At 65.5% G+C, this 24,499-nt stretch carries 27 protein-coding genes; 21 read left to right on the top strand and 6 right to left on the bottom strand.

All coding sequences use genetic code 11. From position 1 onward, the window contains the following. The first annotated feature begins 104 nt into the window (after positions 1-104). The gene (locus WHH00_RS11680) at positions 105-557 is read left to right on the top strand and encodes a helix-turn-helix domain-containing protein (protein ID WP_041652016.1); all 453 of its coding nucleotides are present in this window, start codon (positions 105-107) and stop codon (positions 555-557) included. Between the two features lie 79 nt (positions 558-636). Here WHH00_RS11680 and WHH00_RS11675 read toward each other — a convergent pair whose 3' ends face one another. Then, complete coding sequence (locus tag WHH00_RS11675; RefSeq protein ID WP_231456912.1) at positions 637-1,167, bottom strand: MarR family winged helix-turn-helix transcriptional regulator; 531 nt, start codon at positions 1,165-1,167, stop codon at positions 637-639. Positions 1,168-1,208: 41 nt separating this feature from the next. Between WHH00_RS11675 and WHH00_RS11670 the strand changes: the two genes are divergently transcribed. The 6 genes from WHH00_RS11670 (at position 1,209) to dapF (ending at position 6,764) form a co-directional block, all read left to right on the top strand. Continuing rightward, on the top strand, positions 1,209-1,433 hold the full coding sequence (locus WHH00_RS11670) for a DUF3046 domain-containing protein (RefSeq protein ID WP_406632936.1): 225 nt from the start codon (positions 1,209-1,211) through the stop codon (positions 1,431-1,433). A gap of 190 nt (positions 1,434-1,623) precedes the next feature. After that, a complete protein-coding gene (gene recA, locus WHH00_RS11665) occupies positions 1,624-2,679 on the top strand; it encodes a recombinase RecA (RefSeq protein ID WP_066274884.1) in 1,056 nt (351 codons plus the stop codon). A gap of 135 nt (positions 2,680-2,814) precedes the next feature. Continuing rightward, the gene (locus WHH00_RS11660) at positions 2,815-3,306 is read left to right on the top strand and encodes a regulatory protein RecX (RefSeq protein ID WP_406632934.1); all 492 of its coding nucleotides are present in this window, start codon (positions 2,815-2,817) and stop codon (positions 3,304-3,306) included. An 18-nt stretch (positions 3,307-3,324) separates the two neighbouring features. Beyond that, positions 3,325-4,884 carry a tRNA (N6-isopentenyl adenosine(37)-C2)-methylthiotransferase MiaB gene (gene miaB / locus WHH00_RS11655; RefSeq protein ID WP_406632932.1) on the top strand — a complete coding sequence of 520 codons (1,560 nt, stop codon included), beginning with the start codon at positions 3,325-3,327 and terminating at the stop codon, positions 4,882-4,884. Between the two features lie 3 nt (positions 4,885-4,887). Beyond that, entirely contained in the window at positions 4,888-5,787 is a 900-nt protein-coding gene (miaA, locus tag WHH00_RS11650) for a tRNA (adenosine(37)-N6)-dimethylallyltransferase MiaA (protein ID WP_406632930.1), read from the top strand. A 32-nt stretch (positions 5,788-5,819) separates the two neighbouring features. Beyond that, positions 5,820-6,764 (top strand): diaminopimelate epimerase, encoded by a 945-nt coding sequence (dapF, locus tag WHH00_RS11645; protein WP_406632928.1) that lies wholly within the window; start codon positions 5,820-5,822, stop codon positions 6,762-6,764. Here the strand turns inward: dapF and WHH00_RS11640 are convergent. Continuing rightward, a complete protein-coding gene (locus WHH00_RS11640; protein ID WP_231456917.1) occupies positions 6,736-7,359 on the bottom strand; it encodes a class I SAM-dependent methyltransferase in 624 nt (207 codons plus the stop codon). The two genes, dapF and WHH00_RS11640, sit on opposite strands and share 29 nt — an antisense overlap. A 446-nt stretch (positions 7,360-7,805) precedes the next feature. Between WHH00_RS11640 and hflX the strand changes: the two genes are divergently transcribed. Continuing rightward, positions 7,806-9,389, top strand: a complete 1,584-nt coding sequence (gene hflX, locus WHH00_RS11635; RefSeq protein WP_406632926.1) for a GTPase HflX — start codon at positions 7,806-7,808, stop codon at positions 9,387-9,389. Beyond that, entirely contained in the window at positions 9,382-11,439 is a 2,058-nt protein-coding gene (locus WHH00_RS11630) for an ATP-dependent DNA helicase (protein WP_406632924.1), read from the top strand. The genes hflX and WHH00_RS11630 overlap by 8 nt, the downstream gene beginning before the upstream one ends. A 95-nt stretch (positions 11,440-11,534) precedes the next feature. On the opposite strand, the gene lexA is transcribed toward WHH00_RS11630, so the two are convergent. After that, positions 11,535-12,269, bottom strand: coding sequence for a transcriptional repressor LexA (gene lexA / locus WHH00_RS11625; RefSeq protein ID WP_406632922.1), 735 nt, complete (start codon positions 12,267-12,269; stop codon positions 11,535-11,537). Between the two features lie 323 nt (positions 12,270-12,592). Between lexA and WHH00_RS11620 the strand changes: the two genes are divergently transcribed. The 8 genes from WHH00_RS11620 to WHH00_RS11585 all read left to right on the top strand — a co-directional run bounded on the left by WHH00_RS11620 (position 12,593) and on the right by WHH00_RS11585 (position 18,939). Beyond that, positions 12,593-13,009 (top strand): LysM peptidoglycan-binding domain-containing protein, encoded by a 417-nt coding sequence (locus WHH00_RS11620; protein ID WP_406632920.1) that lies wholly within the window; start codon positions 12,593-12,595, stop codon positions 13,007-13,009. Between the two features lie 130 nt (positions 13,010-13,139). Further along, positions 13,140-14,258: a histidinol-phosphate transaminase gene (locus tag WHH00_RS11615; protein ID WP_406632918.1), complete on the top strand. Its 1,119-nt coding sequence runs from the start codon at positions 13,140-13,142 to the stop codon at positions 14,256-14,258. Positions 14,259-14,318: 60 nt separating this feature from the next. Beyond that, a complete protein-coding gene (gene hisB / locus WHH00_RS11610; protein WP_066274905.1) occupies positions 14,319-14,945 on the top strand; it encodes an imidazoleglycerol-phosphate dehydratase HisB in 627 nt (208 codons plus the stop codon). Next, entirely contained in the window at positions 14,942-15,754 is an 813-nt protein-coding gene (gene hisH / locus WHH00_RS11605; RefSeq protein ID WP_406632915.1) for an imidazole glycerol phosphate synthase subunit HisH, read from the top strand. The genes hisB and hisH overlap by 4 nt, the downstream gene beginning before the upstream one ends. Beyond that, the gene (locus WHH00_RS11600) at positions 15,755-15,913 is read left to right on the top strand and encodes a hypothetical protein (protein ID WP_181038237.1); all 159 of its coding nucleotides are present in this window, start codon (positions 15,755-15,757) and stop codon (positions 15,911-15,913) included. A 39-nt stretch (positions 15,914-15,952) separates the two neighbouring features. After that, on the top strand, positions 15,953-16,699 hold the full coding sequence (gene priA / locus WHH00_RS11595; RefSeq protein WP_231456923.1) for a bifunctional 1-(5-phosphoribosyl)-5-((5-phosphoribosylamino)methylideneamino)imidazole-4-carboxamide isomerase/phosphoribosylanthranilate isomerase PriA: 747 nt from the start codon (positions 15,953-15,955) through the stop codon (positions 16,697-16,699). Positions 16,700-16,713: 14 nt separating this feature from the next. Next, positions 16,714-17,592, top strand: a complete 879-nt coding sequence (locus WHH00_RS11590; RefSeq protein ID WP_406632912.1) for an SseB family protein — start codon at positions 16,714-16,716, stop codon at positions 17,590-17,592. Positions 17,593-17,646: 54 nt separating this feature from the next. Further along, the gene (locus tag WHH00_RS11585; RefSeq protein ID WP_406632910.1) at positions 17,647-18,939 is read left to right on the top strand and encodes an MFS transporter; all 1,293 of its coding nucleotides are present in this window, start codon (positions 17,647-17,649) and stop codon (positions 18,937-18,939) included. A gap of 161 nt (positions 18,940-19,100) precedes the next feature. On the opposite strand, the gene WHH00_RS11580 is transcribed toward WHH00_RS11585, so the two are convergent. Continuing rightward, positions 19,101-19,499, bottom strand: a complete 399-nt coding sequence (locus tag WHH00_RS11580; RefSeq protein WP_174180349.1) for a DUF1844 domain-containing protein — start codon at positions 19,497-19,499, stop codon at positions 19,101-19,103. Between the two features lie 387 nt (positions 19,500-19,886). On the opposite strand from WHH00_RS11580, the gene infC reads away from it, so the two are divergent. From infC to WHH00_RS11560, 4 genes are all read left to right on the top strand, one after another. After that, positions 19,887-20,897, top strand: a complete 1,011-nt coding sequence (gene infC / locus WHH00_RS11575) for a translation initiation factor IF-3 (RefSeq protein ID WP_406632908.1) — start codon at positions 19,887-19,889, stop codon at positions 20,895-20,897. 115 nt (positions 20,898-21,012) lie between these two features. Next, positions 21,013-21,207 carry a 50S ribosomal protein L35 gene (gene rpmI, locus WHH00_RS11570; RefSeq protein ID WP_009358635.1) on the top strand — a complete coding sequence of 65 codons (195 nt, stop codon included), beginning with the start codon at positions 21,013-21,015 and terminating at the stop codon, positions 21,205-21,207. A gap of 119 nt (positions 21,208-21,326) precedes the next feature. Then, positions 21,327-21,713: a 50S ribosomal protein L20 gene (rplT, locus tag WHH00_RS11565; protein ID WP_066274920.1), complete on the top strand. Its 387-nt coding sequence runs from the start codon at positions 21,327-21,329 to the stop codon at positions 21,711-21,713. Between the two features lie 63 nt (positions 21,714-21,776). Then, the gene (locus WHH00_RS11560; protein ID WP_406632904.1) at positions 21,777-22,688 is read left to right on the top strand and encodes a TrmH family RNA methyltransferase; all 912 of its coding nucleotides are present in this window, start codon (positions 21,777-21,779) and stop codon (positions 22,686-22,688) included. 127 nt (positions 22,689-22,815) lie between these two features. On the opposite strand, the gene WHH00_RS11555 is transcribed toward WHH00_RS11560, so the two are convergent. Beyond that, the gene (locus WHH00_RS11555) at positions 22,816-23,091 is read right to left on the bottom strand and encodes a GlsB/YeaQ/YmgE family stress response membrane protein (protein ID WP_009358633.1); all 276 of its coding nucleotides are present in this window, start codon (positions 23,089-23,091) and stop codon (positions 22,816-22,818) included. Between the two features lie 155 nt (positions 23,092-23,246). After that, positions 23,247-24,455 carry an MFS transporter gene (locus WHH00_RS11550; RefSeq protein WP_406632901.1) on the bottom strand — a complete coding sequence of 403 codons (1,209 nt, stop codon included), beginning with the start codon at positions 24,453-24,455 and terminating at the stop codon, positions 23,247-23,249. Between the last annotated feature and the right edge of the window lie 44 nt (positions 24,456-24,499).

Below are 24,499 nucleotides of genomic sequence, written 5' to 3'. Positions count from 1 at the left end.
TATTACTTTGTGTCGCTTCCGAAGAGCGGAGGCGCCTAGGATGAAATGACCACGACGGTTCGCCTTGGGGCGGACCTGACCAATGAGGGAGCAAGGCGATACAGATGGTAAAGCAGCCCGTATCCGTAAACGGCGTTGTCCGCTGGAAGGATGTGGGCCTCGCCGATCAGGGCAAGAGCGAACAGAAGGAGCGCAAGATGGTTGTACTTCGTCACGAAATTGGTGATGTCCTGCGCGATGTCCGCCAGCGTCAGGGGCGTACGCTCCGTGAAGTTTCGCACAGCGCCCGTGTCTCCCTGGGTTACCTCAGTGAAGTGGAGCGCGGCCAGAAGGAAGCATCATCCGAGCTGCTGTCTTCGATCTGCTCGGCCCTGGACGTTCCGTTGTCCAGCATGCTCCGCGAAGTAAGCGACAGGGTGGCCGTTGCAGAAGGCGTTGCCGTTCCGGACACCGTTCCCCAGGAATTCTCCCAGCGTTACGGCCGCGACCTTGAGCGCGACCTCAACACTGAACTTAACGACGAACTGTCCACGGGCCTTCTTTCCGGCGCCCGGTAGGGTCCCGCCGAAAGACGGCTCCCGGAACGTAATGCACTGAAGCCCCCGGCCGCGGCCGGGGGCTTCAGTGCGTTTTTTGCTACTTGTCTTCCCCGGCGGGCGCCGTGCCGTCCTTCGGGAAGCCGTCACGCTCGTAGGTGGAGTTCAGCTTGGCCATACAGCGGGCCAGTTCCTCCAGTTCCTCAACCGGCCATTCACCCAGGCGTTCGCGGAACACCTGCCGCCGGGCGTCCTGGACCTGGTGCATCTTTTCCTCGCCTTTGGGTGTCAGGCGGATGGCCTGCGCCCGTCCGTCCAGGGGATCAGCCTCCTTGGACACCAGCCCCAGGCTCTCCAGGAAAGCAATCTGCCGGCTGACGGAAGGCTTTCCGACGCCGATGTTCATCGCCAGGTCGGTAAGGCGGATCGGCCCCTCCCGGCGGATGACCGTCAGGAGGCCGTACGCCGCAGGTTCCATATCCGGATGCACCTGGCGGGAAAGCTGGTTGGAGATCGACCTTGCGCGCCGCCAGAAAAGGCTGATCTGGTGTTCCACGTTCTGCACGGCGGCGTCCACGGTGGCTTCGTCGTGGCGGCCCTGCAGGGACGGGACATCAGGGGAGTTGCTCATGGCAACAATTCTAGTGCGCGGGATCATGAGAGACTTTTCTGGTGCGAATCAGCGATTATTGGCGACTCATGGACGACGAATTTGGCGCCGGGTACTCGCGGGTCCTCAGCAGCACCCTTGTCCTGGCAGGGGTGGGCGGGCGTACCGCGGACCAGGCGCTTGCCGCCGGCATAGAGCCCCGCAAGGTGTGGCTGGCCCTCTGTGATGTGCAGGATGTTCCCGCGGAGCGCCGGCTGGGCCGGGACATCAAGCCCCGCACGGACTAGCCGGATTCTCCTGACACGCCGTGCGGTTGTTCGAATACCTGTTCGGGTAAAGCTATGCTTTTCCTAGCGGGTTATCCACATAGCCGCCCTCACCCGGCCGGAATGTCAGTGGGTCCCAGTAGCGTCAGAGATGACCAATAAACGGCCGCTGAGGCCACTCCAAAGCGAGAAAGCATTAGAGGTGTGAACCATGGCGGCAGCCCCGGATCGTGCAAAAGCGCTCGAAGCAGCGCTGGCCCAGATCGACAAGCAGTTCGGTAAAGGCTCGGTCATGCGGCTCGGCGATGAAGTCCGTGCCCCGATCGAGGTCATCCCCACCGGATCCATTGCCCTGGATGTTGCTTTGGGAATTGGCGGCCTTCCCCGTGGCCGCGTTGTTGAAATCTACGGGCCGGAGTCCTCCGGTAAGACCACCGTGGCCCTCCACGCCGTAGCCAATGCCCAGCGCCTGGGCGGCATCGCCGCCTTCATTGACGCCGAGCACGCCCTGGACCCCGAATACGCCGCGAAGCTTGGTGTGGACACCGACGCCCTCCTCGTCTCCCAGCCGGACACCGGCGAGCAGGCCCTGGAAATCATGGACATGCTGGTGGGCTCGGGCTCGCTGGATGTCATCGTGATCGACTCCGTCGCTGCGCTGGTGCCGCGTGCCGAAATCGAAGGCGACATGGGTGACAGCCACGTCGGCCTCCAGGCCCGACTCATGAGCCAGGCCCTGCGTAAGATCACCGGGCGCCTGAGCCAGACCAAGACCACCGCGATCTTCATCAACCAGCTCCGCGAGAAGATCGGCGTTTTCTTCGGCTCCCCGGAAACCACCACCGGTGGTAAGGCCCTGAAGTTCTACGCCTCCATCCGTATCGACGTCCGTCGCATCCAGACCCTGAAGGAAGGCGCCGACTCCGTCGGCAACCGGACCAAGGCGAAGATCGTCAAGAACAAGATGGCTCCGCCCTTCAAAGTGGCCGAATTCGACATCATCTACGGCCAGGGCATTTCCCGTGAGGGCGGCATCATCGACATGGGTGTGGAGCACGGCATCATCAAGAAGTCCGGCTCCTGGTTCACCTACGACGGCGACCAGCTCGGCCAGGGTATGGAAAACTCCCGCAGGTTCCTCCGGGACAACCCAGAGCTTGCTGCAGAACTTGAGCGGCTGATCAAGGAAAAGCTCGGCGTGGGCGTCAAGCCTGCAGAGCCGGAGTCCAAGGACTCCCCGAAGCTGAAAGCCGTTGACGGGTTCTAGCAGTTGACGGATTTTGACACTCCGCGTCCCCGCCGTGCGAAAGCCGGCGGGCGGCGCGGCGTTTCACATGGCGGCGCGTTCCAAGACGGCCCGGATCCAGGTTCCTCCGTTGCCGGGGATGCCGAGGCGGATCCGGTGTCCGTTGCGCAGAACATCGTCTACCGGCAACTGACCGCATCGGCGAAGAGCAGGCTGCAGCTTGCCAGAAAACTAGCCGAGCGAAACATCCCGGAGGACGTCGCCGAGGCAGTCCTGGACAGGTTCCAGGAAGCACGCCTGATCAACGACGCCGACTTTGCGGACATGTGGGTGAGGAGCCGGTCCCAGTCGCGGAAGCTGGCCAAGGGAGCCCTCCGCCGCGAACTCGCGGAAAAGGGCATAGACCAGGACACCGCGGCCGCAGCGTTGGAACAGTTGACGGATGCGGATGAGGAAGCCGCCGCACGGCAGCTTGTGGAGCGGAAGCTCCACCCGGGAACGGATTTCGAGGACCGGGCGGAGAGGGACAAGGCAACCCGGCGGCTTGCATCAATGCTCGCCCGGAAGGGCTATCAGCCCTCGCAGGCGTTCCGGATTGTCAACGAGGTCCTGGAGTCCTGCGCCGGACCCGATAGTGCGAACCTGTAAAACCGGTACCCTTAACAGGTGAGTTTGACCATCCCTTCCCCCCTTTCCGGTACAAGCCCCTTCGCAGAAGCTGAAGGTGCCCCGCAAGCCGACGGCCCCAGGCCCCGCACGTACCAGGTGCGTACGTTCGGCTGCCAGATGAACGTCCATGACTCAGAGCGGATGGCCGGCATGCTGGAGGACGCAGGGTATGTGCCTGCGGAGGATGAGCAGGCCGACGTCGTGGTGTTCAACACGTGTGCGGTGCGGGAGAACGCTGACAACAAGCTCTACGGCAACCTGGGCATCCTGGCTCCTGTGAAGGCCGCAAACCCGGGCATGCAGATCGCGGTGGGCGGCTGCCTGGCGCAGAAGGACAGGGAAACCATCCTGAAGAAGGCGCCGTGGGTGGACGCTGTCTTCGGCACCCATAATGTTGGCGCCCTGCCCGCACTGCTGGAACGTGCGCGGCACAACAACGAGGCGCAGCTGGAAATCCTGGAGTCGTTGGACGTCTTCCCGTCCACGCTTCCCACCAAGAGGGACTCCGTCTACTCAGGCTGGGTATCCATCTCCGTCGGCTGCAACAACACCTGCACCTTCTGCATCGTGCCCGCCCTCCGCGGAAAGGAGAAAGACCGCCGGCCCGGAGACATCCTTGCCGAGATCCAGGCGCTGGTGGACGACGGCGCCATCGAAGTCACCCTCCTGGGCCAGAACGTCAACTCCTACGGTGTGGAGTTCGGCGACCGGCAGGCCTTCTCCAAGCTCCTCCGGGCCTGCGGGGACATCGAAGGCCTGGAACGCGTCCGCTTCACCAGCCCGCACCCAGCCGCGTTCACCGACGACGTCATTGATGCCATGGCCGAGACCCCCAACGTGATGCCGCAGCTACACATGCCGCTGCAGTCGGGGTCGGACAAAGTACTCCGGGACATGCGGCGTTCCTACCGGTCCAGCAAGTTCCTGGGCATCCTGGACAAGGTGCGCGACAAAATCCCGCACGCGGCAATCTCCACCGACATCATTGTGGGGTTCCCCGGCGAAACCGAAGAGGATTTCCAGGCAACACTGGATGTGGTGGAGAAGTCACGCTTCGCCACCGCCTTCACGTTCAAGTACTCCAAGCGCCCGGGCACACCCGCCGCTGACTTGCCGGACCAGCTGCCCAAGGCCGTGGTGCAGGAACGGTTCGAGCGCCTGACCGCCCTTCAGGACCGGATTGCGGCGGAGGAGAACCGGCGCCAGCTCGGACGCCGGGTTGAGGTCATGGTCACGGCGCAGTCCGGACGGAAGGCAGGGGAGACGCACAGGCTCTCCGGCCGTTCCCAGGACCAGCGGCTTGTGCACTTCTCGGTCCCTGAGGGTGCGCCTGCGCCGCGGCCAGGAGACCTGGTCACAGTCACCATCACCGAGGCCGCAGCTTTCCACCTCGTCGCCGATCCCGCGCCCGGAGATTACAGCCTTCGCCGTTCCCGCGCCGGTGACGCCTGGGACAGGTCGCAGGCAGACTCCTGTGGAGCACCCGCACCGGGGTCCGGTGGCGGCGGCAAGGGCGTATCGCTGGGCATGCCATCGTTGCCCGTCCGCACCCGCTGACCCGTGGGCTCACCGCCTGTCATCGCCGTCGTTGGTCCCACCGGGTCCGGCAAGTCTGACCTCGCCGTCAACCTTGCCCTGGAACTGGACGGCGAAGTCATCAATGCCGACGCCATGCAGTTCTACCGGGGCATGGACATTGGCACGGCAAAAATCACCGACGCTGAACGCAAGGGCGTTCCCCACCACCTGCTGGACATCCTGGAGGTAACCCAGGAAGCCAGCGTGTCGCAGTTCCAGCAGCAGGCCCGGGAGTTCATCGCGGACATCCACGCCCGCGGCAAGCGCGCCATCCTGGCCGGCGGCTCCGGCCTGTACGTGCGGGCCGCGCTGGACGTTCTCGAGTTCCCGGGCACTGATCCGCTGGTACGCCAAAGCCTGGAATCCGAACTCGCCGGCCAGGGGACCGCAGTGCTGCTGGACCGGCTGCGTGCGGTGGATCCGGTGTCTGCCGGCCGGCTGTCAGATGACCGGAGGATTATCCGCGCCCTGGAGGTCCACCAGCTCACCGGACGGCCGTTCAGTTCCTTCATGCCGCAGCGCGAGTACTTCCAGCCTGCCGTCCAGGTAGGCCTGGCGGTGGACCGTGAGGCGCTTCGGGACCGGCTTGCCCGACGCGTGCACAGCATGGTGGACGCCGGCCTGCTCGCCGAGGTCCAACGGCTGGATGCCCGCGGGCTGCGGCAGGGAAAGACTGCCCCCCGCGCCCTGGGGTACTCGCAGTTCCTGCGTGTTATCGACGGCGAATGTACCGTTCCCGAGGCTGCGGAGGACACCATCGTGGCCACCCGCCAGTTCGCCCGGCGCCAGCTCACCTGGTTCCGGGCCGATCCGCGCATCCACTGGCTGGACTGGCAGGATCCGGCCCTGCTGGCCACAGCAGTGGGGCTCTGCCGTTTTTAGGGCTGCACCGCACGGCCGGTACCCTTGGAACCATGGACACAACCCTCGCAGAAACCACCGAGCCGGCCTTAAGCACCCTGAGCGGGCTCCGCTTCTCCAAGGGGCACGGCACAGGCAATGACTTCGTCCTGGTGGCTGATCCCGAAGGCGTCCACACCATCACGGCCGAAGCAGTTGCAGCCCTGTGCGACCGGCACCGCGGGATCGGCGGGGACGGCCTCATCCGGGCGGTCCCGTCGCGGTTCCTCCCGGAAGGCCGCGAGCTGCTGGCTGCCGCCCCCGACGCCGCGTGGTTTATGGACTACCGCAACGGGGACGGCTCGCTGTCCGAAATGTGCGGCAATGGCGTCCGCGTTTTTGTCCATTTCCTCCGGACCGAGGGCCTGATCGAGCTGCCCGACGGCGGCGCCCTCACCATTGGCACGCGGGCCGGGGTCAAAACCGTGGTGCGGACGGGCGAAGGCTATGCCGTGGACATGGGGCCCTGGGAGTTCATCTTCCCGGGTGAGGCCACGGCCAAGGCCATGGACTCACTGGTGACCGCCGAGGGCCTGGAGGTTCCACGCCCGGCCCTTTCCGTCAGCATGGGCAACCCGCACACGGTTGTTGCCCTCGCCGAGCTTTCCGAACTCGCGGGAACACGGCTGTTCACCGCGCCCGTGGTTGACCCCGTTCCGGCCAACGGGACCAACGTGGAATTCGTGGTTCCATCCGAGCCGCTGGTCCACGACGGCGTTGGCTCGGTAACCATGCGCGTGCATGAACGGGGAGTGGGGGAGACCCAGTCCTGCGGAACGGGTGCCTGCGCCGCCGCTGTGGCCATCCGCCACTGGGCGGGCGCTGAAGCCCCGGACGCCTGGCGCGTCCACGTTCCCGGAGGCGTGGTGGGAGTCAAGTTCTTCGCCGGTCCAGGAGGCCACGAACACGTGGAGCTCAGCGGTCCGGCAGTTATTGTGGCAAACGGGACGCTTTCCTGACCTTCAGGATCCGGAACGACTTCGAGGTTGACTCCCGGCTGACCGTGAACGATTCGTCCAGCTCAGCTGCAAGCCACCGCTGAAGCGAATCGGCCCCGAGGTTCTTCTGCACCACCAGCCAGGCCGTCCCGCCCGGAGCCAGGCGCGGAATCCACAGCTTCAGCAGTGAGTGCAGTTCGTCCTTGCCGATCCGGATGGGCGGATTGGACCAGATCGTGTCAAAGCGCAGCTCGGGATCCACGGCGTCGGGGGTGCTGGCTGTGACGTTGGCAAGCCCCAGTGCTGCGGCGTTCTCGTTCGTCAGCGTGATGCAGCGCTCATTGACGTCCACGGCGTAGACCCGGGCGGAGGGCGCCTTGAGGGCCATGGTCAGGGCAATGGGTCCCCAGCCGCAGCCGATGTCCAGGAGGTTTCCCTGGGGCGCGGGAGCGGGAACCTCGCTGAGCAGGATCGCCGTGCCTTTGTCGATCCCGTCGGGGCTGAAGATGCCGGAGGAAGTCTGCAGCCTGCGCGTCTGCCCGGCGAGCTCAACAGCCAGTGGCTTGCGGGTGAAAGGGCCGGCCGGTGTTGCGCTGAAATAATGTGCGGACTCCATAACTGGCCAGAGTAGTTCCCCTTGCAGCGTAAAGGGAAACCGCGGGTATGGCCCTCTGCTACGCTGGAGGGCATGTTCCTGATCTTCGAGTAGCCGGCTCGGGCCACGCCCGTCCCGAAGCCTGTCCTCAAGCGACAGCATGTCCCACCCAGCGATGCGGTTTCTCCGAATCTTCCGCTGCGTGCACCGGACCTGGCGGAATCCGCCTGTTCCGGTCGCCGGACACACTCGAAAGTCAGCTTCCTGCTGGACTTATCGCCGTTTCCGGCTGCTTCCTTCTCCGCCACGAGTCACCATGTGGCACCTCTGCCGTTGTTGCTCTCCGCAGCGCCGGCCCAGCAAGCCAGGAGGCTTGGATGACCGCAGGCCGTCAGCCCACCGCGAATACTTCCCCAACCACCAGCAATCGGCACTATTCTGGAACTGCCGAATCTTCAAAGGAGACCATGACCAGCCAGCCCAACACCGGATCAGATCCAGCCGCCCAGGACATGAGTCCCGAGGAAATCCAGGCTGTCATTGACCGGATTCTCTCCAAGGACGTACCGGCCAGGACCCCCAGCCCGCACAGCGGCGAGGCGAAGGGCAGCGACGGAAAGTCAGTGTTCGGCAAAGCCCAGGCAATTTCCCGTCTGGACGAAGAACATTCAACGTACGACGGCGACCAGCAGGACCTCGAGGAACGCCGCGCCCTGCGCCGTACCGCAGGACTGTCCACCGAACTGGAAGACGTCACTGAGGTCGAGTACCGCCAGCTGCGCCTTGAGCGCGTTGTCCTGGCGGGGCTCTGGTCCGAAGGCACGCTGGCCGACGCCGAGAACTCGCTGCGGGAACTCGCCGCCCTTGCCGAAACTGCCGGCTCCGAGGTCCTGGACGGACTGGTCCAGCGCCGGGACAAGCCGGACCCCGGAACGTTCCTTGGCTCTGGCAAGGCGCTTGAGCTACGGGACATCGTAATGTCCACCGGCGCGGACACTGTTGTTGTGGATGCCGAGCTCGCACCCTCGCAGCGCCGAGGCCTGGAGGACATCGTCAAGGTCAAGGTCATCGACCGGACAGCCCTGATCCTGGATATCTTCGCCCAGCACGCCAAGAGCCGCGAAGGTAAGGCGCAAGTGGAGCTGGCGCAGCTCGAATACCTCCTGCCGCGCCTGCGCGGCTGGGGCGAGTCGATGTCCCGCCAGGCCGGCGGGCAGGTGGGTGGCGCCGCGGCCGGCATGGGCTCACGTGGTCCCGGTGAAACGAAGATCGAGCTGGACCGCCGTCGCATCCGCACCCGGATGGCCAAGCTGCGGCGTGAGATCGCCGCAATGAAGCCGGCACGCGAGACCAAGCGGGCCAACCGCCGTCGTAATTCCGTGCCGTCCGTTGCGATCGCCGGCTACACCAACGCGGGCAAGTCCTCGCTGCTCAACCGCCTGACCGACGCCGGCGTCCTGGTGGAGAACGCACTGTTCGCTACCTTGGACCCGACTGTCCGCAAGGCGGAGACCGCGGACGGGCTGGGCTACACGCTCGCGGACACTGTGGGCTTCGTCCGGTCGCTGCCTACGCAGCTGGTGGAGGCGTTCCGCTCCACGCTGGAGGAAGTTGCCGACGCGGACCTCATCCTCCACGTGGTGGACGTCTCGCACCCGGACCCGGAAGGGCAGATAGCTGCAGTCCGCAAGGTCTTCAGCGAAGTGGACGCCCGCAAGGTGCCGGAGATCATCGTGCTCAACAAAGCCGACGCCGCCGATCCCTTCGTGGTGGAGCGGCTTAGGCAGCGCGAGCCGCGGCACGTCGTGGTGTCCGCCCGCACGGGAGAAGGCATCGCGGAGCTGCTCAAGGCGATCAGTGACGCCATTCCCAGGCCAGGCGTCAAGCTGGAGCTGCTCATTCCGTACGATCGCGGAGACCTGCTCAGCAAACTCCACGAGTCTGACGCCGAGATCATCAGCGTGGACCACGTGGAGGAAGGCACCCGGGCCGTGGTGATGGTCCGGGAGGGCTTTGCGGCCGAACTGGAACCCTTCGTCAGCAATGACTGACGTCGTGGCCCCGGAAGCCACGGAGACGGCCGGCGAGCAGTTCGTGATCGAACTGCTCGACCGGGCCGTTGCCGGCATGGGCGGACAAAGCCGTGAGGGCCAGCATGAGATGGCCAGGCAGGTGGCCCGTGCGCTGGGAACGGGGGACCACCTCCTGGTCCAGGCCGGCACGGGCACCGGCAAGTCGCTGGCCTACCTGATACCCCTCATCGCCCACGCCCTGGAAAGCAACAAGCCCGCCCTGGTGTCCACGGCCACGCTTGCGCTCCAGACGCAGATCGTTGGCCGGGACCTTCCCCGGCTGCTCAAAGCCATTACTCCCGCCCTGGACAGGCCGGTCAAGGTGGCCCTGGTCAAAGGGCGGTCCAACTATGTCTGCCTGCACAAGCTGGAAGGCGGCTTCCCCAGCGAGGAACCGGCGGAAGGCCAGCTGTTCAGCCTGGGCGAGGACACCAGTGTGCCGCACTTCGCGGCAGCCGCTGGCGGACCCTCGTCCCAGCTGGGCAAGGAAGTGGTGCGCCTGCGGGAGTGGGCGGAGAAGACTGCCACGGGCGACCGGGACGAGCTGCTGCCGGGTGTGACGGACCGCGCCTGGCGCCAGGTTTCCGTGACGTCCATGGAATGCCTCGGTGCCCAAAAGTGCCCCATGGCAGCAGAGTGCTTCAGTGAACTTGCCCGTCAGGACGCTGCGGAAGCCGATGTTGTGGTCACGAACCATGCGATGCTCGCCGTCAGCGCCTTTGAGGGGCTTGCGGTCCTGCCCGAGTACGACGTCGTGGTGGTGGATGAGGCGCACGAACTCCAGGACCGGGTCACGGGGGCGGTCTCCGGCCAGCTGTCCGTGGCCATGGTCCATGCCGCTGCAGCCGGTGCCCGCAAGCACACCGCCATCACCGTTGACGCGCTCAACGCCGCGGCCGCCAATCTGGAACTTGCCCTAGCAGGAGTGCCGAACGGACTGCTGCCCAACGGGCTGAATGACGAACAGCTGGATTGTGTGGACCAGCTGCGCGATGCCTGCCGGGCCGCCCTCTCTGATTCGAAGGGGGACGGCAATGCAGCGCCCGACGGCGGGAGGCAGCTTGCGCGGTCCCGCCTGATGCTCATCCTGGAACTTTGCGAACGGCTCCTCGCTGCCCGGGAGAACCGCGAAGTAGTGTGGTTTTCCCGCGCCAGCTCCTTTGATCCAGCGCAGGGGTTTTCCCAGCCCGATGAGACGGCGCCGGCTTTGATCAACGTTGCGCCCCTGTCCGTGGCCGGGCGGCTGCGGGAGGGCCTGTTTGCCGGGCATACGGTTGTGCTGACTTCTGCCACGCTGGCCATCGGTTCAGCGTTTGAGCCTGCCGCCGGCGGTCTGGGACTCGTGGGTGAGGGTGCCCCGCGCTGGAAAGGTGTGGACGTGGGGTCTCCCTTCGACTACCCCAAGCAGGGCATCCTTTACGTTGCCGGGCACCTGCCGAAGCCCGGAAGGGGTGCATCCCCGGAAGCACTGGACGAGCTCGAGGCCCTTATCCGTGCGTCCGGCGGCGGCGCACTGTGCCTGTTTTCCTCCCGGCGCGCCGCAGAGGAAGCCGCCGAAGCGCTGCGCCCCAAGCTGGACATGACGGTCCTCTGCCAGGGCGATTCCACCATGACCGCCCTGGTGAAGCAGTTCGCCGACGAGCCCGATACCTGCCTGTTCGGGACCATGTCCCTGTGGCAGGGCGTGGACGTCCCTGGGGGGTCCTGCCGGCTGGTTGTGATAGACCGCATTCCATTCCCGCGGCCGGACGATCCCCTTATGACTGCGCGTTCCCGGGCCGTGGCACAGGCAGGCGGAAACGGCTTCATGTCGGTTTCGGCCACCCATGCCGCCATCCGGCTCGCCCAGGGCGCAGGCCGGCTGATCCGCTCCACGGGGGACAAGGGAGTGGTGGCTGTGCTTGACTCCCGGCTGGCCACCGAGCGCTACGCCGGGTTCCTCCGGGGAGCGCTGCCGCCGTTCTGGTCCACAACGGACCGGAAGACGGCAATCGCGGCCCTGGAGAGGCTGGCGGGCGAGAACGCCTGATGCCCAGGCCGGGGCAGTGTTTGGCTGAGCGGAGTGTTTGGCCCTGCGCAGGGCCAAACACTGCCCGGACCTGCTGTATCCAGCGGGGAACCTGGCTACAGGGACCGGAGCACTGACACGACCTTGCCCATGATGGTGGCGTGGTCTCCGAGAATGGGCTCGTACTGCGTGTTCTGCGGGAGCAGCCAGGTGTGGCCGTCACGCTGCCGGAACGTCTTGACGGTGGCCTCGTCGTCGAGGAGGGCAGCGACGATGTCGCCGTTGGCTGCATCCGCCTGGCGGCGGACCACTACCCAGTCACCATCACAGATGGCCGCGTCCACCATGGAATCCCCGGCCACCCTGAGCATAAACAGCTCACCCTGGCCCACCAGCTGCCGGGGGAGCGGCATAACGTCCTCCACCTGCTGGTCAGCCAGGATGGGACCACCAGCTGCGATGCGGCCAACAAGGGGAACCATTGCCGTGTCCAGGGCCGTGGGCAAATCCGTGACAGTGGCGCCGCCGCCTGGTGGCGCCACTGATGGCTGACTTGCCGGCCTGGCCGCACCGCCGTCCAAAGTCAGGGGCATCAGGACCTCCATGGCGCGCGGACGCTTCGGGTCACGGCGGAGGTAGCCCAGTTTTTCCAGCTGGGACAGCTGGTGCGTGACGCTGGAAAGGCTCGCCAGGCCCACGGTATCTCCGATTTCCCGCATGGACGGGGGATAGCCGTTCTCATTGACGGAACGCTGGATGGTTTCGAGGATCTTCTTCTGCCGTGGCGTCAGGCCCTTGGCGGTCCTCTTCGGTTGCGCGGTTGCCCTGCCCCCGGCGGCTGCTGCTGCCATATTCGCCAATGCCTTTCGGTGTCCGCCGGGCCTCTCCACGGCAAGGCCCTGGACGATCCCGCCCCATAATGTCAGACCCTGCTGATCGACTGTCCGGGTGGTTGTTCTTTCGTTCAAAACTAGGCCAGCCACACTGCTTTTTCAAACATTTGTTCTAGCGAGTCTCGACAATGTTCGTTGATAGGTGCTAAAACAGAAGAAGCAAAGTTCGAACATATGTTCTACTGCGAACACCAGCCATTCGAAAATGGCACCGGAAAGCCCCAGGGGGCGTCGGAGCAGAACATCCGGGCAGCACAGTATGGTCCAGGAGGGCTCAGTTCATGTCAGCTACATCTGTTTCGCGGGGTTCACGTCCACAGCTGCTCTCTGTGCAGCACCTTCTGTCCCGGCCTGAAGAGCGGCAGCCGGAACGGCCGGCCCCCCTTCCGCCCCTGCGGCTGACCCGGCGCGGCCGCATCGTGCTGATCGGGATTCCCCTGGTTCTTCTGGCCGCCCTGCTGCTCTCGCTGGCAGGCTTCTTCAACTCCCCGGCAAAAGCCTCCGACTCAGCCGCGGAGCTCCAGACGACCTCCGCGGTCACCGTGACGGTCCAGCCCGGCCAGTCGCTGTGGGGGATCGCAGCCGCCGTGGCGCCTGATCGCGACGCACGCGATGTTGTTGCCGACATCGTGCAGCTCAACAACCTCTCCGCAGGCGCAGTCTTCCCCGGCCAGCAGTTGTTCGTTCCCGCCGGCTGAGCTGCCATAGCCGGCAGCAGAGTCCGGACCGGCGGATGCGGCTTCATGGAATCAGCCAGTGGTGCACGCCGAGGGCGAACAGGAAGCCGTCACATTTTCCGGCGTCCGGCACGGGCACTAAACTGTTCAGGTGAATGACCAGCTAGAACGCCTGAACCGGCTTCCCCTCCGCAGCAACCTCCGCGGGCTTACCCCTTACGGTGCGCCACAGCTGGACGTCCCCATCCTTCTGAACGTCAACGAGAATACCCATGGTGTCCCGGCGGACGTGAGGGCGGCCATCAGCGCCGCGGTATCCGAAGCCGCCGCGGGCCTGAACCGCTACCCGGACCGGGAGTTTACGGAACTGCGCAAAGCGCTGGCGGAGTACTTGGGCCACGGCCTGGATGAGACCAACCTCTGGGCCGCGAACGGCTCTAACGAGGTGCTCCAGCAGATTCTCCAGGCCTTCGGCGGTCCCGGGCGCACAGCGCTCGGCTTTCCGCCCACATACTCCATGTATCCGCTGCTGGCCAGCGGAACGGACACCGAATACATCGTCGGTGAACGCGCCGAAGGCTACGGCCTCAGCGCCGAATCCGCAGCGCGGCAGGTCAAGGAACTGCAGCCCAACATCGTTTTCCTCTGTTCGCCCAACAACCCCACGGGGACCGGGCTCGGGCTGGATGTCGTGGAGGCCGTGTACGAGGCAGGTGAAGCAAGCCAGACCATCGTCATTGTGGATGAGGCGTACCACGAGTTCGCACACGACGGGACGCCAAGCGCACTGACGCTGCTGCCCGGCCGGGAGCGGCTGATCGTGTCCAGGACCATGAGCAAGGCATTCGCGCTGGCCGGAGCCCGGCTGGGCTACATGGCTGCCGCACCCGAAGTTGCCGACGCCCTCCGCCTGGTCCGGCTGCCGTACCACCTCTCAGCCATCACGCAGGCCACTGCCCTGGCTGCCCTCCAGCACCGCGAGGCACTGATGGCGGATGTGGAAGACATCAAGAAGCAGCGGGACCGCATCGTGTCGGAGCTGACGCGGATGGGCCTCAAGCCAGCAGCGTCGGACTCCAATTACGTCTTTTTCGGCGGACTGGAGAATCCGCACCGGGTCTGGCAGGAGCTGCTGGACGCCGGAGTGCTGATCCGGGACGTGGGGATTCCCGGCCACCTCCGGGTCACGGCCGGAACTGAGGCCGAAACCACAGCCTTCCTCACATCCCTGGAAAGCATCCTTGCAAGCCAGGCCACGCTTCCCGCCTAGACTGGAAGCAGCGGCGCTGGACGCCCTGAACCACCCCATCTGCCCAAAAGGACCCAAAGCATGAGTACCACCGGATCGAACGTGGCTGCGGCCCGCACTGCGCGCATGGAACGTGCCACCAGTGAGTCGTCCGTGCTCGTGGAAATCAACCTGGACGGCACCGGCACCTCGGACATCGACACGTCGGTACCTTTCTACGACCACATGCTCACGGCGCTCTGCAAGCACTCGCTGATCGACATGACCGTCAAAGCCACAGGTGACATCCACATCGATGTCCACCACACCGTGGAGGACGTAGCCATCACCTTCGGGGAGGTGCTGCGCACCGCGCTGGGAAACAAGGCCGGCATCCGCCGGTTTGGCGAGGCCACCGTTCCCCTTGACGAGGCCCTTGCCCACGCCGTCGTTGACGTTTCCGGACGTCCCTACCTGGTGCACGGGGGTGAGCCCGCCGGCCAGGAATACCACCTCATCGGCGGCCACTTCACGGGATCCCTTACCCGGCACGTCTTCGAGGCCATCACGCTGCACGCGGGTATCTGCCTGCACATGAACGTCATCGCGGGCCGCGATCCGCACCACATCGTAGAGGCCCAGTTCAAGGCGTTCGCGCGGGCGCTCCGTGCTGCCGTGGAACCTGATCCCCGTGTTGAGGGGATTCCCTCCACCAAGGGTGCGCTGTGAGCGGCCAGGTCCTGCGGGACGGTGCCATCATCGATCCCTCTGCTTCCCACAAGCTGCCCTCGCCCGAGGGCAAGCCCACCGTCACCGTCCTGGATTACGGCTCCGGAAATGTCCGGTCCGCCGTGCGGGCGCTGGAACGGGCCGGGGCGGAAGTCATCCTGAGCTCCAAGCCCGAGGACGTCCTTAACGCCGACGGCCTGGTGGTTCCCGGAGTCGGGGCCTTCGAAACAGTGATGCGTGAGCTCAAAGCCGTGGACGGCATCCGCCTCATCGGCAGGCGGGTGGCCGGCGGCCGGCCGGTCCTGGGCATCTGCGTAGGCCTCCAGGTCCTTTTTGAGGCCGGCGTGGAGCATGGCACCGAAGCTGAAGGCATGGGTGAATGGCCCGGCAAGGTGGAACTCCTGCCGGCCGATGTGGTGCCGCACATGGGCTGGAACACCGTCAAGGTGCCCGAGGGGTCGAAGCTGTTTGCCGGCGTCGAAAACGAACGCTTCTACTTCGTGCACTCCTACGGGGTCCAGGAATGGAACTTCGATGTCATCCAGCCGCGGATGGCCGCGCCCCTGGTCACCTGGTCGGAGCACGGCGCCCCGTTCATCGCTGCCGTCGAAAATGGCCCGCTCTGCGCCACCCAGTTCCACCCCGAGAAATCCGGTGACGCGGGCGCGCGCCTGCTGCACAACTGGGTGGATGCCCTGCGCAGGCCCTCCGCTGGCGGCCAGGCTGACAGCACGCAGGCCAACAGCACACCTGCCAACAACACTCCGGCCGACGGCGGGGCGCCGGCTTCGGAAGAGGGCTCCGCCTAGATGTGGTCCGTTCTCCTGATGGGGCTCGCCGGCGTACTCGTCGGCGGCGCCCTGTCTTTCAGGCAGCAGCACAAGCCGCTCTGGACCCAAATATCGTTTTATGTTCTTGCGGGCATGTCCCTGCTCGCCGCCTACCTGCTGACGCTGCCTGGCAACTGACCGCGGCAGGCCATCCTGCCCCCATCCTGAGGATTCAACATGAGCACTGCAACTGACCTGCCCGTTCTCGAACTGCTGCCCGCCGTCGACGTCGTCAACGGCCAGGCCGTCCGGCTGGTGCAGGGCGAAGCAGGCAGTGAGACGAGCTACGGAACGCCGCTGGAAGCCGCACTGAACTGGCAGCAGCAGGGAGCTGAATGGGTTCACCTGGTGGACCTGGATGCAGCCTTCGGCCGCGGCTCTAACGCGGAGCTCCTCCGCGAAGTGGTGGGCCGGCTGGACATCAAAGTGGAGCTGTCCGGCGGGCTGCGCGACGACGAAACCCTTGAAGCGGCACTGGATCTCGGCGTTGCCCGCGTAAACCTGGGAACCGCAGCGCTGGAAAACCCCGAATGGACCCGCCGGGCCATCGAGCGGTTTGGTGACAAGATCGCCGTCGGCCTCGACGTCCGCGGAACCACCCTCGCCGGCCGCGGCTGGACGAAGGAAGGCGGAGACCTCTGGGAGGTCCTGGGCCGCCTCGAGGAAGCAGGCTGCAGCCGGTACGTGGTCACGGACGTGACAAAGGACGGCACCCTGCAGGGGCCCAACGTGGAACTCCTCCGCCAGATGGTTGAGAAAACGGGCAAGCCCGTTGTCGCCTCCGGAGGCATCTCCAGCCTCGACGACCTCAAGGTCCTGCGTTCCCTGGTGCCGCTGGGCGTTGAAGGGGCGATCGTGGGCAAGGCCCTCTACGCCGGCGCCTTCACGCTGCCCGAAGCCCTCGACGTGGCCGGCCGCCGCTAAGGGCGCTCGCCGTCATGGGCAACGAATCAGGCACTCCGCCGCCCCGCCAGCTGCCGGGGCATATCGCTGCGGCGCTGGCAGGTGCCGGCGGCGCCACGGACTCCGCAGGACAGCCCTGGGCGGGCCGGAGCCTGGCAGGCGACGACGCCAGGATCCACAACTTCGAGAACGACGACGGGACGGCCAGCGGCGCCTACCTCGCCGCCATCGCGGCACTCCGGAAGGGAAACGGGGACGAGGCGGGCGTCGTCGCCTCGCTCGCCACCGCACGCGTGTTCATTCCGATTGTTGCCCAGCTCGCGGAGGAAGCGGAAGGGCAGGACGGCCTGCAGGCAGACAAACAGGCGGACATGGCGCTGGTCACGCTCAAGGCCCCGGATGGCAGGACGGCGATGCCCGCCTTCACCTCCGCAGCGGCCCTGTCCGCCTGGCATCCGGACGCCAGGCCCGTTGCCGTGTACGCCGCCCGCGCCGCCCTCTCAGCCGTCTCCGAAGGCGCAGAGCTGCTGGTTCTTGACCCAGGCTCTGACTTCACCTTCGTGGTCCGGCGGCCGGCCGTGTGGGCGCTGGCCCAGCAGCAGCAGTGGACGCCTTCCTACAAGGACCAGGAACTCGCTGAGGAAATGGGCAGGGCCGCCGCCGGCTTTCCAGCCGTCCGCAACATCGAACTGGTGCCCGGCAGGGGAGTGGCCGCCCGTGCCGCCGACGGAACGGTGGTTGCTGGGGGCGGTGCCGGGCCTGAACTGCAGGTGGTGCTCTACCTCGAGGACGGGCTGGATGCCGAGGGGGTGCAGGAGCTCGTGTCCGGACTCCAGGCCCAGTGGTCCCGGAATGTATTGTTTGGGGAGCGCGTCGACTCGATCGACGTCAAGTTGAGGCGCGCAGACCACTAGCCGGCAGCCAGCGGGGTGATCCCCGGCCGCTGCGGCAGACCTAAGGATCGCTCCGTGAATTTCGCTCTCTACCGGGAGTTGCTCGCCGTCCGGCCAATCCGCCGGCTGCTGCTGGTGGGCATGGTTGCCCGCATTCCCCACTCCGCCGCCGGGGTGCTGCTGACGCTGCACATCGTCCTCACCCTCAACCAGGGGTACGCAGCCGCAGGCGCTGCCGCGGCCGTCATGACCATCGGCATTGCGGTGGGTGCACCATGGCGCGGCAGGCGGGTTGACACCGTGGGCCTCCGGACAGCACTTATCCCCTCGGTGATCTCGGAAGCAGTTATCTGGTCCGTTGTTCCGCATGTGTCCTACCAGTGGCTCCTTCCGCTGGTGTTTGTGGGCGGGCTGCTCACACTCCCCATTTTCAGCGTGGTTCGCCAGTCCCTGGGCGTGCTGGCCGACGGCGACCAGCGCCGTACAGCCTTCGCCCTCGACGCAATCACCACTGAGGTGGTGTTCATGATCGGTCCCGCAGCAGGCGCAATCGTCGCCACCAGCGGCTTCACGGTGCTGGGCCTCACCATAGTGGGGGTTTCCACGTCGCTGGCCGGACTGTTCCTGATGTGGTTCAACCCGCCCACCCGAAGCCCTGCGCAGGACGAGGAACGCAGTGCCGACGAGCGCCACGCCGCCGAAGCCGCCGTGGTGTCCGCCGCCCCCGCGCACCTGCAGGAGGCTGCGGCAGAACTGGTCCCTGCGGGCACCTCGCGTCCCGGACCAGGCCTGCGCGGCAAAGTGGCCCACAACTTCGCCTGGTTCACCGCCACCGTGGCGGCCGTCTTCGCTGTGGCAGCAGGGGCGGGAATGGTGCTGAGCGGGACCGACGTCGGCATCGTCGCCGCCCTGGAAACGGGAGGACGCCAGGCCGAAATCGGCATCGTCTTCCTCTTCTGGTGTGCCGCGTCCGTGGTGGGAGGCCTGATCTACGGGGCCATGCACCGCCCCGTCTCGCCGATCCTCCTGCTGCTCGGCATGGCGGCCCTAACCATTCCCATGGGGTTTGCGCACGATACCTGGTCGCTCGCGCTTGTCTCAATCCTGCCGGGACTGCTCTGCGCACCCGTGCTGTCCTCCGCATCGGAAAAAGTTGCGGAGCTGGTGGCTGAGGAACGCCGCGGCGAGGCCATGGGCTGGTACGGCTCGGCCCTGACCGGAGGCGTGGCCCTGGGTGCACCCCTCGCGGGCGTCTTCATCGACGGCACAGGGCCATCCGGCGGCTTCGTTGCGGTGGGCGCAGCCGGCGTCGCGCTCTGCTTCGCAGGCCTTGTCCTCCAGCAGCGCCGCCGGGTCAGGGTCGAGTAATTCCCACCCCGGCAGGCGGAGTTTTTGTCCACATATGCAGATTTCCGAGGCGTTAAAGTCGGCATATCTGGACAAAAACTCCTTAAATGGACGACGGCGGGACGACCTTTGAAGGCCGTCCCGCCGTCGTCGGGGGTTTAGAAAAGGGTGTTGCGGTCCGGTCAGTTAACTGCCCCGGTGTACTTCTCGCCCGGGCCCTTGCCCGGGGCGTCGGGGATCAAGGACTCTTCGCGGAACGCCAGCTGCAGGGACCGCAGTCCGTCACGCAAGGGTCCGGCGTGCTGTGAACCGATCTCCGGGGCGGCGGCGGTCACCAGGCCGGCCAGGGCGGTAATCAGTTTCCGGGCCTCGTCCAGGTCCTTCAGTTCCTCGGCATTGTCCTCGGCCGCCAGCCCCAGCTTCACTGCGGCTGCACTCATCAGGTGGACGGCCGCTGTGGTGATGACCTCGATCGCCGGCACTTCGGAAATGTCGCGGATCTGCTGCGAGACGTCGCCAGCGGCACCTGCCTCATCCGCCGCAGGCTCGAAAACGTATGAATTACTGTCTGGGGTGCTCATACTGGTAAGCTTGACACAGACCGACTGGATGTCGTTATTTCAGAGATTGTTCCAACGATCAAGGTTCCCACCGGCGCTGCACAGCGTTGACGGGAATTTTTTCTGTATGATGGCATGCAGTTTGCAAGCGGAGTTCTCTCCCACCCGCGCCAGCCGCTGTTCCGGATGTTTTGGAACTCAAGGTTGCCGGGTACCTGGTTGGGCATGGCCCCGGTATCAGCCGGAGCGGTGTGCGCAGTCCCTTCGCGGGATCTGCATCCGACCTATCAGAGGCCTTCGATTGCTCCGGCAATTGGGGGCCTTCTCTATTTGCCGGGATTCCACAACAACAACAGGAGCTTTAACATTAGCGAGCCAAGAATCAATGAGCGTATCCGCGTCCCCGAGGTGCGGCTGGTCGGCCCTGCAGGTGAACAGGTAGGAATCGTCCGTATTGAGGATGCCCTGCGTCTGGCTGCCGAGTCTGACCTTGATCTCGTTGAAGTTGCACCTCAGGCGAAGCCTCCGGTGTGCAAGCTGATGGACTTCGGCAAGTACAAGTACGAGGCCGCGGTTAAGGCACGTGAAGCGCGGAAGAACCAGACGAACACCGTTCTGAAGGAAATCCGCTTCCGCCTGAAGATCGACACCCACGACTACGAGACCAAGCGCGGGCATGCACTGCGCTTCCTCGGTGCCGGTGACAAAGTCAAGGCCATGATCCAGTTCCGTGGCCGCGAGCAGCAGCGTCCGGAGATGGGCATCCGCCTGCTCCAGCGCTTCGCCGACGACGTCGCGGAGGTTGGTGTTGTTGAGTCCAGCCCCCGCATCGACGGCCGCAACATGGTCATGGTGGTTGGTCCGCTGAAGAACAAGGCAGAGGCCAAGGCCGAAGCCCGCCGCGCTACGCAGCGTGCCGAAGCGAAGGCGCAGAACGAAGCCAAGGCTTCCGGCCGCGTTGACACCTCCGGCGACGACCAGGCACCCATGACCCAGTCACTGGCGGATCTGCTTCCCGAGGGATTCACCGTCTCGACCGAACCCGAGGCAGCAGCCGAGGCTCCTGTCCAGGAGCCGGCAGCCGTCGTCGAGCCCGCCGCAGCCGAAGCGCCGGAGCAGGAGGCCCCCAAGGCCGCTGCTCCGAAGCAGGAAGCCCCGAAGGCCGAAGCCCCGAAGGCCGAAGCGCCGAAGGCTGCCGCTGCACCCAAGGCGGCTGCTCCCAAGGCAGCAGAGCCCAAGGCCGCGCCGGCACCGAAGGCTGCTGCAGAGAAGCCTGCTGCAGCTGCTCCGGCCGCCGGGCCGAAGCCTGCGGCAGTGCCTGCTCCGCCGAAGCCGGTGGCCAGGCCCGCTGCGCCGAAGCCTGCCGCACGGCCCGCCCCCAAGGCAGCGCCAAAGCCGGCCAGCAAGAAGACCACTTAGTCCACAGCTGCCGGAGGTCGCCCTCCGGCAGTCAGCAACCAGCACGCCGCCCTGAGGGGCAGCTGCGCGATAGAGCTGCAGGCCCAGCCTGCGGAACGTAAGGAGATCGGTTCCCATGCCGAAGATGAAGACCCACAGTGGTGCCAAGAAGCGCTTCAAGCTGACCGGCAGCGGCAAGCTGCGCCGCCAGCAGGCCAACCGCCGCCACTACCTCGAGCACAAGTCCTCCAGGCTGACCCGCCGCCTCGCCGGCGACAAGATCGTCTTCAAGGGCGACGCCAAGGTCATCCGGAAGATGCTCGGCATCTAGTTTCCAAGTTCTTTGACTGACCACCACCTGGTGTAAGTCACCTACCAAAAAGCCTTCTCAGGCCGCCGGGACTACCGGCAGTAGATGCTTGGGAGCAGAATTTTCGAAGGAGTACGCACGTGGCACGTGTGAAGAGGGCGGTCAACGCCCACAAGAAGCGCCGGGTTATTCTTGAACGCGCAAAGGGCTACCGTGGACAGCGTTCACGCCTGTACCGCAAGGCCAAAGAGCAGCTGCTGCACTCGTTTGTGTACAGCTACGGCGACCGCAAGAAGAAGAAGGGCGACTTCCGCCGCCTGTGGATCCAGCGCATCAACGCTGCATCCCGCGCCAACGGCCTCACCTACAACCGTCTGATCCAGGGCCTGAAGGCCGCTGAGGTTGAGGTTGACCGCCGCATGCTCGCCGAACTGGCCGTTTCCGACGCCAACGCTTTCGCAGCGCTGGTCAAGGTTGCCAAGGATTCCCTGCCTGCCGACACCTCCGCCAAGAAGGTTGTTGCCTAGCAGCTGACTGTTCCCGCCAGGGACGGTTCAAGAACCGGTGGCAGCAGCCACTAAAGTTCTTATATGAACGAAACCGGGCGCCCGCAAGATTTTCCACTGTCCAATCCCCGAGCTGATCGGGTGAGGGACGTGGCGAAACTTGCCGGGCGCCCGGCCCGTTTAAAGCGCGGACAGTTCCTTGCCGAAGGGCCCCAGGCAGTGCGGGAAGCGCTCCGGCTCCATCAGCAGCGGGTGGCCGATGGCCAGCCCGGGGTGGTCACCGAAGTTTTCGCCAGTGAAAGCTGCCTTGACCGGCATCCGGAATTCGAGGAACTGTCCCAGGGAGTCAGTGCCCGCCTGGCCACGGATGAAGTCCTAGCTGCCATGGCGGACACCGTCAACCCGCAGGGCATCATCGCCGTCTGCCGTTTCCTTGACGTTGCCCTGCAGGAAGTGCTCGACGCCGGGCCCCGCCTGATTGCCGTGCTCTGCCAGGTCCGCGACCCCGGTAACGCCGGAACGGTCCTGCGCGCGGCGGACTCGGCCGGAGCCGACGCCGTTATCCTGACGGCCTCCAGCGTTGACATCTACAACCCCAAAGCCGTCAGGTCCACAGCAGGCTCACTGTTCCACCTTCCTGTGGTGCTGGGCGCGGACGTTGACGAACTTGCGGCCGCCTGCCGTGCCAGGGGGATCGGCGTCCTGGCAGCGGACGGTTACGGGACCCTCAACCTGGACACCCTGCAGGACGAGAACGCCCGGCGCCGGCTGACCGGCGAAGGCCCGGAATCCGAGTACGCCCTGGAGCAGCCGACGGCCTGGCTGTTCGGCAACGAGGCCCAGGGACTTTCGGAGGAAGAGCTCGCGCTTGCGGACCACCGGGTAGCCGTGCCGGTGTATGGTTCCGCGGAAAGCCTCAACCTGGGCACAGCGGCTACGGTCTGCCTCTACGCCAGCGCGCGTTCCCAGCACCTTCCGGTGCCGGTGACGGCCTAAGCATCCGGCCGCTTCAGCTTCCCAGGCCCAAGGCTGTGCGCGCTTCAAATAAATTGGGCACGCTTAAACATGTAAGGGCTCCGGTTCACCGGAGCCCTTGTTAGTTGATGTTCTTCCCGAGAGCGGATCAGGGTGCGCGGGTAGCCTTTCCGCGGCCGGTGATTGCTCCGTAGATGCCGGCCACAACCAGGCCGCCGACGATAGCGAGAATCCAGGTGCCGAGGTCGAAGAAGGCAAGATCGCCCCTGTTGAACAGGAGGCTTCCAATCCAGCCGCCCACGATGGCGCCAACGACGCCCAGAACCAGGCTGGTCACCCAGCCGCCGCCAACCCGTCCGGGCATGACGGCCTTAACAATGGCCCCTACGATGAGGCCCAGAATAATCCAAGCAAGAAAACCCATGTCTCCTCCTTATAGTGACCGGGATCTCATGGTCCCGATGTGGCTCAAGCTAACATAAGGGCCACGTAAAGTCAGCAGGCCTCCAGGCGGGGGATCCGTATGCCAGCGGGTAGGGCGGCCGGGTGCGGGGCGCGGGTGAATCAGCACTTCAGGGATCAGGCGGCCAGCGGCTTCTTCCGCTCGAGCAGTCCGCTGGCTATTGCGACGCCGAGCCCCAGCAGGGCGAGGACGGCACCCACCAGGGCGGGAGCTGTGTAGCCCCATCCCAGAGCGATCACCAGTCCGCCCATGAATGCCCCGAGGGCGTTGGCGACGTTCAGGGCCGCATGGTTCAGCGATGATGCCAGGGAGGGGGCATCCGGCGACGCGTCCAGGAGCCGGGTCTGCAGGGCCGGGATCAGCATGGACCCGGAAGCACCCACCACGAATACCATGACAAAGGCTGACCAGGGCCACTGGACGGCCACGGCGTACACCACCAGGGCAACGGCGATGCCGGGCAGCACCTTGTAGAGGGTGCCCATGACGGACCTGTCCGCAATCCGGCCGCCCACAATGTTGCCGGCCACCATCCCCAGCCCGTACAGGGCCACCACCATGGGAATCAAAGAGGACGGAATGCCCGCCACCATGGTCATGGTGTGGGCGATGTAGGTGTAGGTGGCAAAGAAGCCGCCAAAGCCCACAATGCCGATCAGAATGGCCAGCCACACCTGAAGGCGTTTGAGCGCACCCAGTTCACGCCGAATGCTCGCATCCGGATGGGCCTCATGGAAGGGGACAAACTTCCACACTAGGGCAAGGGTCAGCAGGCCGATCAGCCCCACCAGGATGAACAGGAGCCGCCATCCGTACGCCTGGCCCAACCAGGTGGCAAACGGAACTCCCACCACGTTGGAAATGCTCAGGCCGGCCATCACCATTGAAATGGCCCAGCCCCTCCGTGTGGGTGGCACCAGGGAGGCGGCGATGACTGCTGCCACCCCGAAAAATGCGCCGTGCGGCAGGCCGGCTGCGAAGCGCGACACCAGCATTGTTCCGTAATCCGGGGCCAGGAATGAGGCCAGGTTGGCCACCGTGAAGAACATCATCAGTCCGAGCGCCAGGTGCTTGCGTGGGAGCTTGGCGCCCACCGCGGCCAGCAGCGGGGCTCCCACCACGACCCCCAGGGCATAGGCAGAGATGAGGTGGCCTGCTTCGGGCGTGGAAACCCCAAGGCCCTGCTCGACTTCGGGCAGCAGGCCCATCATGGTGAATTCGGTAACTCCAATGCCCACCCCGCCCATGGCGAGGGCGAGGATGGCCATGGCCAGGTTGGTGGATCGGGCGGGGGCTGCCGTGGACGTTTGGAGGACGCTGCTCATAAGCCTGCTTTTCGAAGGAGGAAAGTAGTGATGGACCAATGCCA

The organism is Pseudarthrobacter quantipunctorum (assembly GCF_045291495.1).
Lineage (GTDB): Bacteria > Actinomycetota > Actinomycetes > Actinomycetales > Micrococcaceae > Arthrobacter > Arthrobacter quantipunctorum.
Note: the sequence above shows the minus strand (reverse complement) of the source record. Positions and strands in the feature narration are given on the sequence as shown.

Coding starts and splice junctions, on each gene's coding strand:
- WHH00_RS11630 (WP_406632924.1), top strand. CDS start 9,382: ATGACTGACGTCGTGGCCCCGGAAGCCACGGAGACGGCCGGCGAGCAG.
- WHH00_RS11620 (WP_406632920.1), top strand. CDS start 12,593: ATGTCAGCTACATCTGTTTCGCGGGGTTCACGTCCACAGCTGCTCTCT.
- hflX (WP_406632926.1), top strand. CDS start 7,806: ATGACCAGCCAGCCCAACACCGGATCAGATCCAGCCGCCCAGGACATG.
- dapF (WP_406632928.1), top strand. CDS start 5,820: ATGGACACAACCCTCGCAGAAACCACCGAGCCGGCCTTAAGCACCCTG.
- WHH00_RS11555 (WP_009358633.1), bottom strand. CDS start 23,091: ATGGGTTTTCTTGCTTGGATTATTCTGGGCCTCATCGTAGGGGCCATT.
- WHH00_RS11580 (WP_174180349.1), bottom strand. CDS start 19,499: ATGAGCACCCCAGACAGTAATTCATACGTTTTCGAGCCTGCGGCGGAT.
- WHH00_RS11590 (WP_406632912.1), top strand. CDS start 16,714: ATGGGCAACGAATCAGGCACTCCGCCGCCCCGCCAGCTGCCGGGGCAT.
- WHH00_RS11675 (WP_231456912.1), bottom strand. CDS start 1,167: ATGAGCAACTCCCCTGATGTCCCGTCCCTGCAGGGCCGCCACGACGAA.
- WHH00_RS11600 (WP_181038237.1), top strand. CDS start 15,755: ATGTGGTCCGTTCTCCTGATGGGGCTCGCCGGCGTACTCGTCGGCGGC.
- hisB (WP_066274905.1), top strand. CDS start 14,319: ATGAGTACCACCGGATCGAACGTGGCTGCGGCCCGCACTGCGCGCATG.
- WHH00_RS11560 (WP_406632904.1), top strand. CDS start 21,777: ATGAACGAAACCGGGCGCCCGCAAGATTTTCCACTGTCCAATCCCCGA.
- lexA (WP_406632922.1), bottom strand. CDS start 12,269: ATGGCAGCAGCAGCCGCCGGGGGCAGGGCAACCGCGCAACCGAAGAGG.
- recA (WP_066274884.1), top strand. CDS start 1,624: ATGGCGGCAGCCCCGGATCGTGCAAAAGCGCTCGAAGCAGCGCTGGCC.
- priA (WP_231456923.1), top strand. CDS start 15,953: ATGAGCACTGCAACTGACCTGCCCGTTCTCGAACTGCTGCCCGCCGTC.
- WHH00_RS11550 (WP_406632901.1), bottom strand. CDS start 24,455: ATGAGCAGCGTCCTCCAAACGTCCACGGCAGCCCCCGCCCGATCCACC.
- WHH00_RS11680 (WP_041652016.1), top strand. CDS start 105: ATGGTAAAGCAGCCCGTATCCGTAAACGGCGTTGTCCGCTGGAAGGAT.
- rpmI (WP_009358635.1), top strand. CDS start 21,013: ATGCCGAAGATGAAGACCCACAGTGGTGCCAAGAAGCGCTTCAAGCTG.
- WHH00_RS11640 (WP_231456917.1), bottom strand. CDS start 7,359: ATGGAGTCCGCACATTATTTCAGCGCAACACCGGCCGGCCCTTTCACC.